Source organism: Mucilaginibacter sp. PAMB04168 (assembly GCF_039634365.2).
Lineage (GTDB): Bacteria > Bacteroidota > Bacteroidia > Sphingobacteriales > Sphingobacteriaceae > Mucilaginibacter.
In genome coordinates this window covers 965,906-983,548 of sequence record NZ_CP155079.2, presented here as the reverse complement: position 1 = coordinate 983,548, position 17,643 = coordinate 965,906, and the positions used below count along the sequence as shown (strand labels likewise).

General features: G+C 43.6%; 15 protein-coding genes. 10 read left to right on the top strand and 5 right to left on the bottom strand.

Features of this window, described 5'->3' with window-relative positions; translation table 11 throughout:
- The first annotated feature begins 42 nt into the window (after positions 1 to 42).
- Positions 43 to 684, top strand: a complete 642-nt coding sequence (locus ABDD94_RS04250) for a hypothetical protein (protein ID WP_345954829.1) — start codon at positions 43 to 45, stop codon at positions 682 to 684.
- 168 nt (positions 685 to 852) lie between these two features.
- Here ABDD94_RS04250 and ABDD94_RS04245 read toward each other — a convergent pair whose 3' ends face one another.
- The gene (locus ABDD94_RS04245; RefSeq protein ID WP_345954828.1) at positions 853 to 2,313 is read right to left on the bottom strand and encodes a sialate O-acetylesterase; all 1,461 of its coding nucleotides are present in this window, start codon (positions 2,311 to 2,313) and stop codon (positions 853 to 855) included.
- 204 nt (positions 2,314 to 2,517) lie between these two features.
- Between ABDD94_RS04245 and ABDD94_RS04240 the strand changes: the two genes are divergently transcribed.
- The gene (locus ABDD94_RS04240) at positions 2,518 to 3,867 is read left to right on the top strand and encodes a M20/M25/M40 family metallo-hydrolase (RefSeq protein WP_345954827.1); all 1,350 of its coding nucleotides are present in this window, start codon (positions 2,518 to 2,520) and stop codon (positions 3,865 to 3,867) included.
- A gap of 48 nt (positions 3,868 to 3,915) precedes the next feature.
- The gene (locus ABDD94_RS04235) at positions 3,916 to 4,245 is read left to right on the top strand and encodes a heavy metal-binding domain-containing protein (RefSeq protein WP_345948782.1); all 330 of its coding nucleotides are present in this window, start codon (positions 3,916 to 3,918) and stop codon (positions 4,243 to 4,245) included.
- A gap of 53 nt (positions 4,246 to 4,298) precedes the next feature.
- On the opposite strand, the gene ABDD94_RS04230 is transcribed toward ABDD94_RS04235, so the two are convergent.
- Positions 4,299 to 6,689 carry a PAS domain S-box protein gene (locus tag ABDD94_RS04230; RefSeq protein WP_345954826.1) on the bottom strand — a complete coding sequence of 797 codons (2,391 nt, stop codon included), beginning with the start codon at positions 6,687 to 6,689 and terminating at the stop codon, positions 4,299 to 4,301.
- Positions 6,690 to 7,036: 347 nt separating this feature from the next.
- On the opposite strand from ABDD94_RS04230, the gene ABDD94_RS04225 reads away from it, so the two are divergent.
- The gene (locus ABDD94_RS04225; RefSeq protein ID WP_345948784.1) at positions 7,037 to 7,477 is read left to right on the top strand and encodes an Hsp20/alpha crystallin family protein; all 441 of its coding nucleotides are present in this window, start codon (positions 7,037 to 7,039) and stop codon (positions 7,475 to 7,477) included.
- A 73-nt stretch (positions 7,478 to 7,550) separates the two neighbouring features.
- Here the strand turns inward: ABDD94_RS04225 and ABDD94_RS04220 are convergent, their stop codons facing one another.
- Positions 7,551 to 8,615: a proline iminopeptidase-family hydrolase gene (locus ABDD94_RS04220; RefSeq protein ID WP_345954825.1), complete on the bottom strand. Its 1,065-nt coding sequence runs from the start codon at positions 8,613 to 8,615 to the stop codon at positions 7,551 to 7,553.
- Between the two features lie 75 nt (positions 8,616 to 8,690).
- Here ABDD94_RS04220 and ABDD94_RS04215 point away from each other — a divergent pair, with 75 nt between their 5' ends.
- Positions 8,691 to 9,341: a M15 family metallopeptidase gene (locus ABDD94_RS04215; RefSeq protein WP_345954824.1), complete on the top strand. Its 651-nt coding sequence runs from the start codon at positions 8,691 to 8,693 to the stop codon at positions 9,339 to 9,341.
- Positions 9,342 to 9,408: 67 nt separating this feature from the next.
- Here ABDD94_RS04215 and ahcY read toward each other — a convergent pair whose 3' ends face one another.
- Positions 9,409 to 10,725 carry an adenosylhomocysteinase gene (gene ahcY, locus ABDD94_RS04210; protein ID WP_345954823.1) on the bottom strand — a complete coding sequence of 439 codons (1,317 nt, stop codon included), beginning with the start codon at positions 10,723 to 10,725 and terminating at the stop codon, positions 9,409 to 9,411.
- Between the two features lie 120 nt (positions 10,726 to 10,845).
- Here ahcY and ABDD94_RS04205 point away from each other — a divergent pair, with 120 nt between their 5' ends.
- The 3 genes from ABDD94_RS04205 to ABDD94_RS04195 all read left to right on the top strand — a co-directional run bounded on the left by ABDD94_RS04205 (position 10,846) and on the right by ABDD94_RS04195 (position 13,408).
- Positions 10,846 to 11,475: a helix-turn-helix domain-containing protein gene (locus tag ABDD94_RS04205; RefSeq protein WP_345954822.1), complete on the top strand. Its 630-nt coding sequence runs from the start codon at positions 10,846 to 10,848 to the stop codon at positions 11,473 to 11,475.
- A 108-nt stretch (positions 11,476 to 11,583) separates the two neighbouring features.
- Positions 11,584 to 12,576, top strand: a complete 993-nt coding sequence (locus ABDD94_RS04200) for a hypothetical protein (RefSeq protein ID WP_345954821.1) — start codon at positions 11,584 to 11,586, stop codon at positions 12,574 to 12,576.
- 55 nt (positions 12,577 to 12,631) lie between these two features.
- The gene (locus ABDD94_RS04195; protein ID WP_345954820.1) at positions 12,632 to 13,408 is read left to right on the top strand and encodes an OBAP family protein; all 777 of its coding nucleotides are present in this window, start codon (positions 12,632 to 12,634) and stop codon (positions 13,406 to 13,408) included.
- Between the two features lie 86 nt (positions 13,409 to 13,494).
- On the opposite strand, the gene ABDD94_RS04190 is transcribed toward ABDD94_RS04195, so the two are convergent.
- The gene (locus ABDD94_RS04190) at positions 13,495 to 14,382 is read right to left on the bottom strand and encodes a M23 family metallopeptidase (protein WP_345954819.1); all 888 of its coding nucleotides are present in this window, start codon (positions 14,380 to 14,382) and stop codon (positions 13,495 to 13,497) included.
- Positions 14,383 to 14,558: 176 nt separating this feature from the next.
- Between ABDD94_RS04190 and ABDD94_RS04185 the strand changes: the two genes are divergently transcribed.
- Together ABDD94_RS04185 and ABDD94_RS04180 are read left to right on the top strand one after the other, a co-directional pair.
- A complete protein-coding gene (locus tag ABDD94_RS04185) occupies positions 14,559 to 14,969 on the top strand; it encodes a BrxA/BrxB family bacilliredoxin (protein WP_345948792.1) in 411 nt (136 codons plus the stop codon).
- A gap of 113 nt (positions 14,970 to 15,082) precedes the next feature.
- Positions 15,083 to 17,575: a M1 family metallopeptidase gene (locus ABDD94_RS04180; RefSeq protein ID WP_345954818.1), complete on the top strand. Its 2,493-nt coding sequence runs from the start codon at positions 15,083 to 15,085 to the stop codon at positions 17,573 to 17,575.
- Positions 17,576 to 17,643 lie beyond the last annotated feature (68 nt).

The window sequence follows — 17,643 nt, the reverse complement described above, 5'->3', positions numbered from 1 at the left end:
CCAATTCAATTATTATATTTATACGAAATTACAGCGCATAGAATGAGACACTTAGCCTATACCATAATATTCTTTATTGTAGTTGCCGTTAACGGTTGTTCAGATGATTCGGGGGTTATTGTACCGCAGGTTAGCTCCACACCTATTACCGGAACCATCACGCCTACTACGCCAACAAATCCAACCAACCCAACCACGCCTCCTGCGCCAACAGATCCGACCACACCTACTACGCCAACCAACCCAACTACGCCAACAGATCCATCGGCGGCTCAGTATAGCATTACTTTTAAAGCTAATGGCACAGTTGTTTCATTTACGGATGTTTCTGCAACGCGTGGAACTGCAACCAACCCCAGAACTTTGACCGTTACCGGTAGCGGAAAGAATGGTTCGGTGCCAAAATTTAAATTCTTTATGGAAGAAACATCCATTGGCTTTGAAAAAGGCATAAATATTTGGATGAAAGAATACAGCTATCCCACCACCTATGTTGAATACACTAGTAGCGCTAATGAGGCCTATTCTACCATGAATGCTAAAAATGAGATATATGCCTTTCTTACCGATGTATCTTATACTAATGGAGGAACAATTGCAGGTACATTTAATGGCACTTTTATAAACAATGGTGTGCCTGTTCAAATTACCGAGGGTGTATTCAAAGCTAAGTTTAGCAATTAATCGCAACTACTTTTACTGTTAACAGTCTTCAACTACGATAACATGAAGGCTATATACTTTTATATCACACACAATGCGTTTATAAGAGGCGTATTTCAAATGGAACACTTGTAATAGGTCTAAAATAGTAAGTAAGCTGGCGTGTTCAGCGGTCACATTTATACGGCACTATTTTTTATAACTCCAAACTAAGCTATCCGTCCTGAAGGGTACAGCCGGTAAGCCAGCACCATTTACCAGGTTTGGCCGGGCAATCTCTGTCCATGCAAAGCGTACCTGCGTAGGCTTAGTTACCGCCGGGCTGGATACTATAATCGTGTTACCCGAAATTTCGGCTTGGGCATCTACAAAGTTACCATCGGCTCCGGCTATAGTGAAAAAGGTTGGCGCTTGTCCGTCGTTGGTTTTTAAGCCGTTGGCATCGGTAAAATACAGCACAACTTTGTTGTCTTTAACCTGCATCCGCTGGTAGGCTGGTCCGCTATAGGTGATGTTCTTAACGCCGTAATCTTTAGCCAGCGCCACCAAGGCCAGGCGGCGTCCAACCTCCCATTTATAAGGCGGATGAATGTCGGCAAGGTTATCAACCAAATCCGTAACAGTTATAAATGCGGTATGTGGTATATGGGCAGATTGTACCTGCTGCTCCCAAAAAGCGGGTAAAGTTTGCGGTGTATGGGGCAATTTATCCTTACGTTTGGTGTAGTAGTAAGGCGCTATCAACACCGAGTAAAACGGCAATTTAGCATTACCCCATTGCTTACGCCAGCTATCAACCAAGGCCTGCATTTTATCGGCATAGCGCATACCAGGTTCGTTCAGCATAGCATTACTTTCGCCCTGGTACCATAAAAATCCACGAAGTGCGAAAGGGGCCAGTGGTTTAATCATGCTCTCGTAATACTTACCCGGCGCCATGCTGTCAATCATCATTTTGGGCTGGGCTGCTTCTTTGGTAAAGGCTGGCAAAGCTGCATATCCCGAAGCTGGTGTCCAGGGCTCGATGCGGCTGCCTCCCCATGATGAACTGATGATGCCAACAGGCACCTTCAATTTTGCCTGCAAATTTTTGGCAAAATAATAACCCGCTGCTGATATTTGTTCCAGCGCCTCGCCTCTGCTTTCGTTCCAGCCGGTGGTGGTCACGTCGGGCAGGCTTAGTTTCTTTTCTACCTTAAACAAGCGGATAGCTGGGTTAGCTACCGCTAGTTCCAATTCGGCGCTATCTACGCCTCTGGCCGGCTTGGCATACCCCCGGTTCAGTTTCATGGTATACTCCATGTTGGATTGGCCCGAGCACAACCAAACTTCACCTACCAAAATATTGGTCAACTTTAGGATTGAGGTGTCGGATGTTATGGTTAAATCCTGCGGCTTGCTGTTGGCAGGCATGGGGTTTAAAGTAACTTTCCAGTAGCCGCCAGTATCGGCAGTGGCAGTCTTGATCTGTCCGCCAAACTTTACCTTAACGGCTTTACCGGCTTTAGTCCATCCCCAAACGGGTACAAACTCACTACGTTGTAAAACCATATTACTGCCAAATACTTTAGGCAGTTTAACCTGAGCAAACAACGCTCCTGATCCTAAAAGGAACAGACCAGTAAGCCAAACACATTTTTTAGAAAACATAAAGCAGATTTATAACGGTTGCCGTGAAAGTAGGTGATTATTATGAGAGTTGCAACGGCGGTGTTTTTATGAATGAAAATTATGGAATTAAAGAATTGACAGCATTCCTCTTTCATGCCGGCGGATAATACAAGTAAAAATCTTGTTTCCTTATGCTTGTTCCCTGTGCTATCTGTATCTTGCTGTTGATAAACCGCAAACTGCATGAAGTTTAAACTTTTACTCCCTTTACTATTTGCCGTGCCGGCCATGGCGCAAACAACCGTTAAGCAAGATGCTGCCATTAAGCAAATGAACGACGAGGTATCGGCCCAAAATATTGAAACCATAGTACGCAAGCTGGTAAGCTTTAAAACCCGCCACACCTTAAGCGACACAACCAGTAAAACCACAGGTATTGGCGCTGCCCGCAACTGGATAAAGGCTGAAATGGAACGCTATGCAGCAGCATCCGGTGGGCGTATGAAAGTGGAGTTCGATACATTCACACAACCTGCCGGCGGCCGCATTGGCAAGCCTACTGTTTTAAAGAACGTGCTGGCTATCCTGAAAGGCACCGACCCTAATGATACCCGCGTGTATATGGTATCGGGCCATTATGATTCCAGGGTTAACAATGTGATGGATTCGGCTTCTGTAGCGCCGGGCGCCGTTGATGATGCTTCGGGCACGGCAGTGTCTATGGAAATAGCACGTGTAATGGCTAAGCATTCCTTTCCGGCTACTATAATTTTCATGGCGGTAGCAGGCGAAGAGCAAGGGCTTAACGGTTCCACCAACGTAGCCAAACGCGCCAAGGCCGAAAAATGGAACGTTGATGCTATGCTGAACAATGATATTGTAGGCAATACCTACGGCATGGAAAACGGCATTAAAAACAATACCAGCGTGCGAGTCTTCAGTGAGGGTGTACCTTCAACGGCAGCGGGCGATGCACGGGCTATTATAGCCTTAATAGGCAACGGTGGCGAGAACGACAGCCCGTCAAGACAACTGGCCCGTTACATCAAAGAGGTAGGCGAACGTTATGTAAGCCACCTGGATGTAAAAATGATTTATCGCCGCGACCGCTTTTTGCGAGGCGGTGATCAGACACCTTTTTTGCAGAACGGCTTCACCGCAGTGCGCTTTACCGAAATGAACGAAGATTTTAACCGTCAGCACCAAAATATTCGCAAAGAAAAAGGTGTAGATTATGGCGACCTGCCCGAATTTGCTGATTATGAGTATATTCAGAAAGTGGCCCGCATGAATCTATCGGTATTGGCTAACCTGGCATCAGCTCCTGGTCAGCCGCAAAATGTGGGCGTAAGCACCAGCGGGTTAACGAACAAAACAACACTAAAATGGCAGGAACCGGTGGCAGGTAAAAAGCCGGCCGGCTACTACATATTAATGCGCGAAACCATTAACCCTTATTGGGAAAAGAAAATATTTGTAACCGGTAACGAGTACACATCTGATTACTCCAAAGACAATTACTTTTTTGCCGTGCAGGCGGTAGATGCCGATGGGCATGAAAGCTTACCGGTATATCCAAAACCAATAAGATAATTTGTAACAAGCGGATAAAACAATCATCTAAAACTAAAAATATCACAAATGGATACTTCATTAATTACAACAAGCACCGGTCTGGATGGCTACAAGGTGGTTAAGCACTTAGGTGTGGTACGCGGAATAACGGTACGTAGCCGTAGCGCACTGGGCAACATTGCCGGCGGCTTTCAATCATTGTTTGGCGGCCGCTTATCCATTTACGTTGAGCTTTGCGAACGTACACGCGAGGAAGCTTATCAATTACTCATTCAACACGCCGCAGCTTTGGGTGCCAATGCCATTATTAATATGCGTTATGATGCTAATGAAGTAATGCAGGGTATTACCGAAGTGCTGGCTTATGGCACAGCTGTGATAGTAGAAAAAGAATAAGTAATATATAACTTTTAAAGAGGTAGTCAGGAAGTACTGACTACCTCTTTCTTTTATTCCTGATTATTTTTTAAAGGCAGAGTGAACCAAAAGGTACTGCCTTTATCAGGCTCGCTCTCTACCCATAAATTGCCTTCATGACGGCTTATAATTTCATGTGATATATATAACCCGATTCCTAACCCTGAAATATTGGGGTTTAGTTCCTCAACCCTGTAAAAGCGCGAGAACAACTGCGAAAACTTATCGGGAGCTATACCAATACCAAAATCTTTCACACTCAGCTTAACCTCATTTGCACTGGCAGTTAGCATTAACTCAACCTCATTGGCCATGGGCGAATATTTGATAGCATTGGTAAGCAGGTTAATAACCACCTGCTCAATCCTTTGCGGATCGCCGTATACCTGCAAAGTGTTAACATCAGTATGCACATTGATATGATGTGTGTTATGAGAATGCTGTATCAGTTCAACAGCATCATCAACAATTACCCTGAAATCGAAATTTTCCTTAGTTAATTGCAGCTTGCCTGCCTCAATTTTTGATACATCCAGCAGATCTGATACCAACGCCGAAAGCTTTTTAACCTGTTGCACGGTTTTGCTCACAAACTTTTTACTGCTATCGCTGCCCGGCATCCTTTCCAAAATTTGCAGATAGCCGGTTATGCTGGTTAAAGGTGTTTTTAACTCATGGCTGGCCAAACCTATAAACTCGTCTTTCTTTTCGTTAAGTGTCTTTACCTCTTTGTATAACTTAGCATTATCAAGTCCAATGGCAGCCTGAGCGGCGATAGGGCCAACCAAACTTTCGTGCTCACTGGTAAAAACGCCGGCTTTTGAGTGCCCAAAGAATAACCCTCCTATTACCTCGCCTGACCTTAAAATTACCGGTACGGCTAAATAACTCACCACAGGCAAATGCCCCTCTGGCATACCATTATGCGGCGGGTTATGCCCATAGCGCAGATCTTTGGTAATATCATCTACACGTACCACACCTTCGCCCGAAAAAGTTGCATGAAAAACGGCCGTATTTCGGGGCATTCCAAATCTTTCAAATGCTTCTCTCGGCGCGCCCGATAAAGTATATAATAAGTACGACTCACCGCTTTCATCAACAGCATTATAAAAGAACGCACCAAACTCGGCCCCTGTTAACTCTGTTGTTATATCGGTAACTTTTTGTAAGATCTTATTCAGGTCAAGTTCTTCGGCAATTACCTTAATAACGGTATTAATAATCTCAAGCCGCCTGGTATAACTACGGGTGTTTTCGTCTACCGTCTTCTGGATGCTTATATCGCGGGCAATTTTGGAGGCGCCTATAACCTGCCCGTTATGGTCTAATATCGGTGATACTGAAAGCGAGATTGGAATTTCCCGCCCATATTTGGATATCCGTATAGTTTCAAAATGATCGACCCTTTTATTCTGAGCAATTTGGCCGATAATATATTCCTCTTCCTTTAAACGTGATTGTGGTATCAGTATGGAAATGTGTTTGCCTATCACTTCGTCTGCTGTATAGCCAAACATGGCCTCGGCCGCGTTGTTCCAGCTGGTAATAATACCTTCCAGCGTTTTACTTAATATGGTATCGTCGGATGTATCAACAATAGCCGCCAGCCTGGCCTGGTGTTCATAAGCTTTTTTTCGTTCAGAAACATCACGTGCAATTTTAGAAGCACCAATTACCTCCCCAGCATCGTTTAATACAGGTGATACCGATAGCGAGATAGGAATTTCTTTACCTGCTTTGGTAAGCCTCATGGTTTCAAAGTGGTCAATCCTTTTCCCCTGCCTAACATTTCCAATAATAATATCTTCTTCACCTAGCCTGGCCTTTGGAATTAGTGTAGATATATGTTTGCCTATAATTTCGCTGGGACTGTAGCCAAATAGTTTTTCGGCAGCTTTATTCCAACTGGTGATTATACCATCTAAGGTTTTACTAACAATGGCATCTTCTGATGAATCGACTATTGAAGCCAGCAAGGCCTGCTGGTTATTGTTAATTAAATAATTATTTAAGGGAATAAGCGTAACCATGACGCCTGACGTTGAATCGCCATTAAACAATGGCGTACATGAGGCCTTTATTTTTATTTTTTTGCCGTTGGGCTTTTCAACCATTAGTTCTGCTTCTGTAACTGCAGCGTTTTTAACGCACACAGCCATCGGACTAACGTCTGGCGAGAGGTATTGCTGATTTGTGTCTAACAGCTTAAAAAATGGAAACCATTGGTTTTGATTAACCTGAGGAGCGGCTTCCCAAAAGTTGACAGCAGCTTTATTGTAGGCAGTTATGTAACCCTGTGTGTTGCAGGTGTACACAGCAACCGGTAAGCTGTCAAACAATGCCGACGGTAAACGATAAGCATTTTCGTCCTGACCAAAGTTTGCTGATATCAAGTTGCTATCTAAACTGCCTGTGCCCATTATATATACGAAGTAGATGTATTAGCAAAACATTCTCAATTGTTGTAAATAGACGATTAACGCGAAGTTAAGATATTTTATATATAAACGTAATTTATATAAAATTGATCATACTAGTGGTAAATGTTGCCTAAGGTACTTTGTACTAAACACTCCAAAAACGAAACTTTGGCATCCAAACTGAAAATTTTTCACCAGTTAAACAGCGTTAAAAAAGTAAAAATGTCAGTTGGCACTTTTGAGAGGCGTTTGGCATTCAGGTTGTAAAATAGCTCATGTAAACGTTCTTAATATTAATTAAATTATAGTTCATTCAATTTAAAAACATCTTTTAGGAGGAACAAACTATGAGTTTGGTTAAATGGAATAATGAGAAAAACAACAATGCATTAATGCCAGGCTTTAATGACATTTTTGAATCATTCTTTAACGATGCTTTTGTGTCTGACCGCATGGTATCACGTGTACCAGCCGTAAACATCAGCGAAACACCCGAAAGGTATCACATTGAGCTGGCTGCGCCCGGACTGAAAAAGCAAGATTTTAAAATTTCTACAGAACGCAGCATTTTAACTGTATCGGTAGAACAACGCAACGAGAATTCAGAAAACAATAAAAAGTATAACAAGCGGGAGTTTAGTTACACCTCGTTTGTACGTTCATTCACCCTACCCGAAAGTGCTGATGAAAGCCAGATTGAAGCCGTTTATAATGATGGCGTACTGCAAATTGACATTGCTAAAAAAGAAGAAGCTAAAAGCATAAGCCGTCAGATTGAGATTAAATAAGTTGTTTTTTTAATTCTCCTTTTACAATAAAGGCACTCTCTATTACGGGTGCCTTTATTGTTTAAAAACTTATTTAGAGCTTTACTTTCTTATTACCTTCATCAACACCTTTTATAAACTTGATCAGGCCGGTCATGTAAGTTTGCTGATCGTCATACATGCTCAGGTGGCTGCCTTTAGCGCAATAAAGGTAAGTACCATTAGCAAATTGCGTGGCCATCCATTGCATGTGTTTGGGATCCATGGTATCATACCGCCCGCCAATACTTAGCGCCGGAACCGCAACTTTGGGTAAATCAGCTTTACGGTCCCATTTTAACAATTTACCTGCTACACCAAACTCACTTGGGCCCTGTATGGTTACGTACAGCGATTGGTTCATTTTAGCAAACGATCTGTTCACCGGCTCGGGCCACTGATCGAGTGGAAAGCGGCACAAGTGCTTGGTATAAAAGTTAGGCATTAACAATTGCATATATTCAGGGTTATCAAAGTCTCCTTTAGCTTCAATGGCACGTATTTTGGCCAGCACCTTAGGATCCATTTGCTTACTTAATACATCCTCGGCATATTTGCCATAGTCGGGACAACTCGACATCATGTTCGAAATAATTAAGCCTTTTAAATGCTGCTGATATTTTAAAGCATACTCAAGCGCTAATATGCCGCCCCATGAGTGGCCCAACAAATACAAATTTTCCTTATCCAGCTTAAGCGCCTGACGCACCTGCTCAACCTCCTCTACATAACGCGGCAGGCTCCACATGCTGGTATCTTTAGGGTTGTCTGAGTTGCCGCACCCCAGTTGATCATAGTAAATAAGCTCTACACCTTCTGCAGGTAAAAAGCTTTCCATACACTCAAAGTATTCGTGTGTAGCGCCTGGGCCGCCGTTTAATAACAGCAGTTTCATTTTAGGATTATTGCCAATCCTTTTAGTCCAAACATTGAATTTACCTTTAGACGTTGTAATAGCTACTACTTGTACACCGCCTGTTTTAACGCCCGAGGTAGTATCTTTGAAATAGTTGCTTAAACTGATGTTCGAATGCTGCTCCGCTCCTGTGTTGCGGCACGCATTAATAGAAACAACAGCCAATATAATGACCGCTTTGAAGTAATTGCAAAGGTTAAACATATGAATGGGTTGTTTTACTAAGATAATGTTTTTACCTAATTGTAAAAACCCATTAATTCCATTATTTTACGCTTAATGAAAGCAGTTGTTATTTTATTTAGGGTATGTGCAATTGGTGTACTATTAGTGAGCTGTGCTACCCGTATGCCGCGCGAACGAGGTGACTTTAAGCCAACAGATTTGGTAGAACTTATTAAAGCAGACCCTACGCTTAAGCTGGACATACGCTATGCTACCAAAAACAACCTGGCCGGCCGGCCAGTTTACCGGCAAGCCCGTGCCTTTCTGCAACGTGATGCAGCTATGGCAGTGGCCCAGGTTAACCAGGAACTAAAACCATTAGGCTATGGCTTACTTATTTTTGACGGTTACCGCCCCTGGCAGGTTACTAAGCTATTTTGGGATGTAACTCCGGCCCAGAATAAGAAGTTTGTAGCTAACCCCAAAAACGGCTCGCGCCACAATCGGGGATGCGCGGTTGACTTATCATTATATGACCTTAAAACCGGAAAAGAAATTGAAATGACCGGAGCTTACGATGAGATGAGCGAACGCTCGTACCCCAGCTATACCGGCGGCACTGTACAGCAACGCCAGATGCGCGATTTGCTCCGAAGCAAAATGGAAGCTCATGGCTTTAAAGTTTACAGCGTGGAGTGGTGGCACTTTGATTATAAGGATTGGAAACAATACCGCATTAGTAACGTGCCGTTTGAGAAAATGTAAGGAGTCTATAAAAACTAAGGCATGACCTACTCAGTCATGCCTTAGTTTTTATATTAAGTACCCGATATTAATATCTGTAGTACTCCGGTTTAAACGGACCTTCAACAGCCACGCCAATATAGTCGGCTTGTGATTGATCAAGCACTTCCAGCTCTACACCAATTTTAGCCAGGTGTAAACGGGCAACTTTTTCATCAAGGTGTTTAGGCAGGGTGTATACTTTATTCTCGTAAGCGCTACCGTTAGTCCATAGCTCTAATTGGGCAAGGGTTTGGTTGGTGAACGAGTTAGACATTACAAAGCTCGGGTGACCGGTTGCACAACCTAAGTTAACCAAACGGCCTTCGGCCAATACAATTACGTCTTTACCTTCAATGGTATATTTATCTACCTGTGGTTTAATTTCAATTTTGGTATTGCCATAAGTGCCGTTTAACCAGGCCATATCAATCTCGTTATCAAAGTGGCCAATGTTGCACACAATGGCTTTATCCTTAAGGGCACGGAAGTGTTCTTCGCGTACAATGTTGCAGTTACCTGTAGCGGTTACCACGATATCGGCCTCAGCAATAGCAGTTGCAAGTTTTTTCACTTCAAAGCCTTCCATAGCAGCCTGCAGCGCACAAATAGGGTCAATTTCTGTTACAATAACACGTACACCAGCGTTACGCAGAGAGTCGGCCGAACCTTTTCCCACATCGCCATAACCGCAAACTACGGCTACTTTACCAGCCATCATTACGTCGGTAGCACGGCGGATAGCGTCAACCAGTGATTCGCGGCAGCCGTATTTGTTATCAAATTTAGATTTGGTTACCGAGTCGTTAACGTTGATAGCCGGCATAGGCAGGGTACCATTTTTAACGCGCTCGTACAAACGGTGTACGCCGGTAGTAGTTTCTTCAGATAGACCTTTAATAGCCGAAATCAGTTCAGGATATTGATCTAATACCATGTTGGTTAAATCGCCGCCATCATCCAAAATCATGTTTAACGGTTGGCGATCTTCGCCAAAGAACAAGGTTTGCTCAATACACCAGTTAAACTCTTCTTCGGTTAAACCTTTCCAAGCGTAAACCGAAATACCGGCAGCAGCAATGGCAGCGGCGGCGTGGTCTTGCGTTGAGAAGATGTTACATGATGACCAAGTAACTTCGGCACCCAACTCAACCAGTGTTTCAATTAACACGGCGGTTTGAATGGTCATGTGCAAACAGCCTGCAATACGGGCGCCTGCCAAAGGTTTTGATGCGCCAAACTCGGCACGCAAAGCCATTAAACCAGGCATTTCGGCCTCGGCCAGTTCTATTTCTTTGCGGCCCCACTCGGCCAGCGATAAGTCTTTTACTTTGTATTTAACGTAGGTGGTTTCTACTGATGACATACTTTTTTAATTTGAATACAAAAGTAGGTAATAACCCCGTGTTAAACAAGCCCGTACGCACACGTTGGTACAGACATACACTTCTGTAAATGTTTTAATATCTTAACTTTACAGCCGCACATGAATCTCCATCAAAAAATTGCTTTGGCCAGACACCAAATGGGACTTACCCAGGAGGAGTTAGCCAACCAAGCCAACGTTACGGCCAGAACCATACAGCGTATAGAAAGCGGCGAGAGCATACCGCGTAAATTTACGCTGAAACTGATTGCTGCGGCACTTCACATCCCTTTTGATGAGTTGAATTCTATGGGCGAAGAAATAGTAGTTGCTCCGGAGCCGGGAGCCGTTTCCAATCAAACAGAAGTTTCCGAAGACCTGTGGGTAAAGATGGCATCTAATGAAGACAAGGTAAACTTTTTAAGGTTGCTTTGCTTGTCGTGTTTCAGTTATTTGCTTGTGCCCTACGTACATTTCCTGATCCCTTCTTATCTGCTAAAGAGGCGGCACGAACAAGACCCGGCTGTTCTGCGTTTTGCGCGGAACGTGATCCAAAATCAGGTGTACTGGGTTATTGCAACAGTGGCGGCATTTTTGCTTACACTGGGGTATAACTTTATGCAGGCAGCATACCTTAAAAATCAATATCCGGCTAATTACCTGCTCGTATTTTTTTTAATGTATTTCATCAATCCCTTTCTCATTTTAAAAAGCTTCACCCAGATCAATAAGCGTTTTTTGGGCGAGTAACGGCGTTTTCCAACCCTTTGTGACGTTAACTTCAGGCGAACGTCGGGCTAATGTCGGGCATTTGGCAAGGAGGACAGATATACCTTTGGAACACCAAACCAAATGTAAATGACACACGCACTATTCACCTTTCGCAAACTACTTTTTACCGCTTTAACAATCATTACTTATGCAGACATTTCATCTGCACAGGCGCAAATGATGCCACCGGCTACCCCCAGTCAACTGGTTTTACCGGCTAATGATTTTAAAACAGATTTTATATGGGAAAGCAATACCTTAAACAACCAGTTGGAAACCCATGCAGCGCTACTCATTCCAGTTAAATTACCCAATTGCCTCAAGCAGTTTTACATGCAGTTTGACACCGGAGTACCTCAAAGCATTCTTTACGCCGAAAAGATAAGCGCCATCAGAGCAAAGTACCCTGCCAGTGTTGCAAAAGAAGATTCTACCCAAAAACTGATTAATCAGCAAATTACTATAGCGGGTAAAAATATGCTGGCTAAAGAGATAGGACTTAAAAAATATAGTGGTAAAACTATAGACTGGAAAAACAAGAACAGTATAAATGTTATAGGTACCATTGGTACAGATTTTATAGAGAACAGAACTATTGTTTTTGATTATCCCGGCAAAAAGATTTGGCTAACAAGCGAGATACCCAACCAGTTAAAATCCAAACTAACTTTAAGTAAGTTTATGCTGGTAAGCAATAGTATTTTGCTGCCGGTAGAAATTCAGAAAAAACGCGTAATGCTTTATTTTGATACCGGCTCCAGCGCATACGAGCTTTTAACCAACAAGGCCACGGCCCTGGCTTTAGCTACCGCTGATGCCAAACCGGTTCAACAGCAGGTAAAATCATGGAACAGCACGCTTACAGCCAACATTTATACCACCGGCGATAGTATTACAATAGCCAGCCAAAAGCTTCCGATTAAAAGGGTTACTTATATGGACGGCGTTAGTAACAGCCAGATTGACCAGATGATGAAAATGGGTATGGGCGGCATGACAGGTAATAAGCTTTTCATTAACCATATTCTGGTAATAGATGCCCGTAACAAGCAATTCGGCATCATTACGCCATCTAACTAATAGTTAAACATTTTTAGAGGTATAGAAGTTATTTAAATCAAACTTCATACATCTGATGATGAAAAACGCTTACTTACTTTCTGTGGTTTTCATGGTTGCTCTGCTTTCAGCATGTGGCGGAAACAACACACCCTCAAACGTGGGCACACCAGGTGCCGAAAAGGACGCCAAGAGCAAGACCCTGGAGGCCGGCGCCGATCTCATACAAAGCAAGTCGCCCTTGAAAAAGTTTAACGCTTACCTGGATGGTTTCCACTTTTACAATGGCAACCCTAAAGCCCAGATGGAAGCGCATCATTATGTATCTCAACTCAATGAAGATATGCACCAGGCCATAATTTTTGATGGCAATGGCGATGATGCCAAGATTATGGGCATTGAATATATAATATCTGAACGGCTGTTTAAAACCTTAGATGCGGAAGAAAAGAAGCTCTGGCACTCGCACCACTACGAGGTAAAATCGGGCGAATTAATTGCACCGGGCTTGCCTGAACTTGCAGAGCATGAACTGATGGAAAAGCTGGTATCAACCTACGGCAAAACCATACATACCTGGCATACCGACCAGCAACGCTCTTTACCTGTAGGCTCGCCCATGATTATGATGGGCTTTACAAAAGATGGCCAGCTAAAGCCTGAACTTGTAGCCGCACGAGACAAACGCTTCAACGTATCAATGGCCGAGAAGCGAAAAAGCCGCGAAGATATACCCATGCCCAAAGTTGACCCAATGGCCAATACCTGGGAAAAAGGCGAGATCAGGCAGTTCACTATATCGGCCAATGCCGACAGTGCCATAAAGAAACACCAAGGAATGCCGCAGCATTGAGAAGAGTAACCGAAGAAAGACTATTGTGAATAGTGGCTTCCAGAAATGAAAGAGCAGGCTACTAATGCAACCCGCTCCGCTATATTTTATTCGTTTAAGCTTAAATATTGTTTAGGATTAACTGCCTTGCCGTTACGACGCACTTCATAATGAAGGTGGGGACCAGTTGAACGGCCTGTTGAACCTACTTTGCCAATCAGCTGACCAACATTAACCTTTTGTCCTTCTCTAACTAACATGCGCGATAGGTGACCGTACCAGGTTTCAATACCATCGGTATGACGTATGCGTACGCAGTTGCCGTAACCACCAGCACGACCGGCAAACACAACCTTTCCACTGGCCGTACTTTTAACCGGCTCGCCCATACGTCCTTTAAAATCAAGCCCCGGGTGAAATTCATTGCGGCCAAAATTAAAAGGGTTGCTGCGATAGCCAAAGTACGAAGTAAAGTCGCTTACACGAGGGTAGCCCATAGGCATCATGGCTATGTTATCAACCATTTTATCCAGGTAGCGGTTATACTTTTTATACAAATCTACATAACCATTCTTTTTATCTGCTTTTTTAACGGCTTTAGCCGCTTTAAAAGATATGCCATGCAGGCCACGCTTATTCAGGTAAGTATTAATCTTACCTAACTTGGCTTGTATGCCTTCAATATAGGTTAAGGCTTTGCTGCTGGTACTGTCGCTTTGGGCCGCAACCAGTTCCATTTTGGCTGCTTCATCACTTATTTGGCCCTGCAGTTGTGCAACTTGTGCGTTTAACCGGTTATTCTCAGCAGCCTGTATGTCATGGCGCTTGTTTAGCTGAAACACCGTTACCAGCAATACCACAATCAATAAAAAGGCAACGGCGGTTAAGGCCTTTAAACGGTTTATATAAGCGGCTCTGATTTGCAATGTACGACCACGAAGCTGACGCGCTCCAACAACACTTTCTCTACCTAAATCTGCTTGTTTTAAGTTCATGCAATAATTCTATTTTATAATCAGGGGGGCAACAAAAGCTTGCTGCACGCTTTTATACGGTGCCACGCAACCCAAATGTTACAGGGTAAACGTCAGCTAAGTGTTAATATTTTACCAGTTTAGCAATTTTAAAAGCCGTTTTGGTATTTTTGTAATTAATAAATTAAAACACAACCATGTATCCAGAATATTTAGTGGCTCCTATGCGGGCTGATTTGACTAACGCCGGCTTTGTAGAATTAAAGGACGCGCAAGAAGTTAAAAATGCAGTGGAAAGCGAAGGCACTGTATTTGTAATGGTAAACTCGGTTTGCGGTTGCGCCGCTGGCATGGCTCGTCCTGCTGCTAAAATGGCTGCACAACACACCAAACACCCCGATAAACTGGTGACTGTATTTGCCGGTATGGAAAAAGATGCTGTTGATGAGGCTCGCCGTTACATGCTGCCTTATCCGCCATCATCGCCAGCTATGGCTTTGTTTAAAGACGGCAAACTAGTGCATATGATTGAACGCCACCAAATAGAAGGACGCCCGGCACAAATGATTGCCGATAACCTGATGGACGCTTTTGATCAGTATTGCTAAGCAAATACTTAAGTAATGATAATAAAAATCCGGCTCCAAAATGGGCCGGATTTTTTGTTTATATCTTATAAGTAAAATAATATAAATTCGTGCTTTAAACACCATCAATAAGTATGAGTAAAAATTCTCGCATAGCTTTGTTAAGCACTTTGTTACTAAGTGCCGCTACGCTATCTTCATCAGCGCAACAAGCACCTGCGCCCGAAAACCCCAATTTTAAGATTTACCGGGCTACAACCGAAAAAATTAACGACCTGGTGCATACCAAGCTCGATGTTCGTTTCGATTACAAAAAACGCTACCTGTACGGCAAAGAATGGGTTACATTAAAGCCACACCAATACCCTACCGACAGCCTGCGCCTGGATGCAAAAGGCATGGATATTAAAACGGTGGCCGTAGTAAAAGCGGGCAAAAACACGCCGTTAAAGTTTACTTACGACAGCCTTTCGCTGGCCATTAAACTCGATAAAGTTTATCGTAACAGTGAGAATTATACCATTTACATCGATTATACCTCAAAGCCTGACGAATTGAAAGCTCAAGGCAGCGCGGCAATCAGCGATGCTAAAGGTTTGTACTTTATCAACCCCGATAGCGCTTCAAAGAACAAGCCTGTTCAGGTATGGACACAAGGTGAAACCGAAAGCTCATCGGCATGGTTCCCTACTATTGATAAGCCCAATCAGAAAACTACCGAGGAGATTTACATGACCGTACCATCAAAGTACGTAACGCTTTCCAACGGCAAACTGGTGTCGCAAAAAAACAACGGCAACGGTACCCGTACCGATTACTGGAAAATGGACTTACCGCACTCGCCTTACCTGTTTATGATGGCCGTGGGTAACTTTAAAATTTACAAGGATACCTGGCGCGGTAAAGAGGTGAATTATTACCTGGAACCCAAGTATGCACCGTATGCGAAAACAATATTTGGCTACACGCCGGAGGCAATGGAGTTTTACTCCAAAACTTTAGGTGTGGATTACCCATGGAACAAGTACGCACAAATTGTGGTGCGCGATTATGTGAGCGGTGCCATGGAAAACACTACAGCAACCCTGCATGGCGAGTATGTACAAGGTACTCCACGCCAGTTTTTGGACCGCTATTACAACACCAGCCAGGGCGAAAGCACCGTAGTGCATGAGCTGTTTCACCAGTGGTTTGGCGATTACGTAACTGCCGAAAGCTGGAGCAACTTAACCGTAAACGAATCATTTGCCGATTTTAGCGAAACCCTTTGGGCTGAACACAAATATGGCAAAGACGAAGGTGATGCCCACATTGCCGGCGACAGAAGACAATACCTTGGTTCGGCCGATGCTGCTGCTAAAAACCTAGTACGTTTTCACTACAATGATAAAGAAGATGTATTCGATGTAGTTACCTACCAAAAAGGTGGCGCTATACTTTACATGCTCCGTAACTACTTAGGTAACGAGGCTTTTTACAAAGGCTTAAACATTTACCTGAAAACCAACGGTCTTAAAAACGGCGAGGCGCAACAATTACGCTTGGCTTTAGAGGAAGCCAGCGGTAAAGACCTGAACTGGTTCTTTAACCAATGGTATTACAATTCGGGCCATCCTATCCTGAATATTAATTATAATTGGGACGCGGCCACTAAAACGCAAAGTGTTTACTTACAGCAAACCCAAACCGGCAACGCGTTTGTATTGCCCATGGCAGTTGATATTTATGTAGGCGGCAAAAAAGAGCGCCACATGGTATGGATGCGTAACAAGGCCGATACCTTAACCTTTAAACTGGCCGCCAAGCCAGAGCTGGTTAACGTTGATGGCGATAAAGCATTGCTGGTTCGTAAAACAGATAATAAAACCGCTGCCGAGTTTGTATACCAATACAACAACGCACCGCTTTATCTTGACCGTTATGAGGCCGTAGCTTACGCCGAAGCGCAAGCTCCTGAAAATGCCGATGCACGCAAAATTTTAATTGCCGCATTAAAAGACAAATACTACGGCATCCAGATTAAAGCCATTAAAGCACTGAAGTTAACCAATGATGATTTGCGCAATGCGGCGCAGCCGGTACTGATATCCTTAGCACAAACTGATAAAAACAATCTGGTTAAAGCTGCCGCGCTGAATGCTTTAGCATCCCTAAAAGCTTCCGGAAACAGCAATTTGTTTAAACAAGCGCTAAGCAGCCAATCATACGCGGTACAGGCTGCTGCACTGAGTGGCTTAGGCCAAATTGATCCGGCGGCCAGCTTAGCTACCGCTAAAACATTGGAGAAAGATAGCGAAGGCGAGTTAGCCCAAACCATTCTGGGCATTTATGCCGCCAATGGTACCGATGCCGAGTGGCCTTATGTAAACCGTAAGTTTCAAGAAGCCGAAGCACAAGGTCAGTTTACTGTAATGCGCAGCTATGCTGCTTATGTTGGCCGCTTGCAAAGCTCACAATACGCACAAGAAGGCATTGAGCAAATCAGAGCTGTTGGCGTACGTTACAAACAATATGGCGTTGCACCAACGCTTATTACCTTGCTGGAAAACATCAAGGCACAACGTACAAAATTAAACGACGAGGCTTCGGCAAAAGCTGTAGATGCGGCTATTAAGCAACTCCAATAAAAGCATTTACTTGTAAAAGGCTGCCTAAATAGGCAGCCTTTTTTTTTAACACACAAGCAATCAGCTCC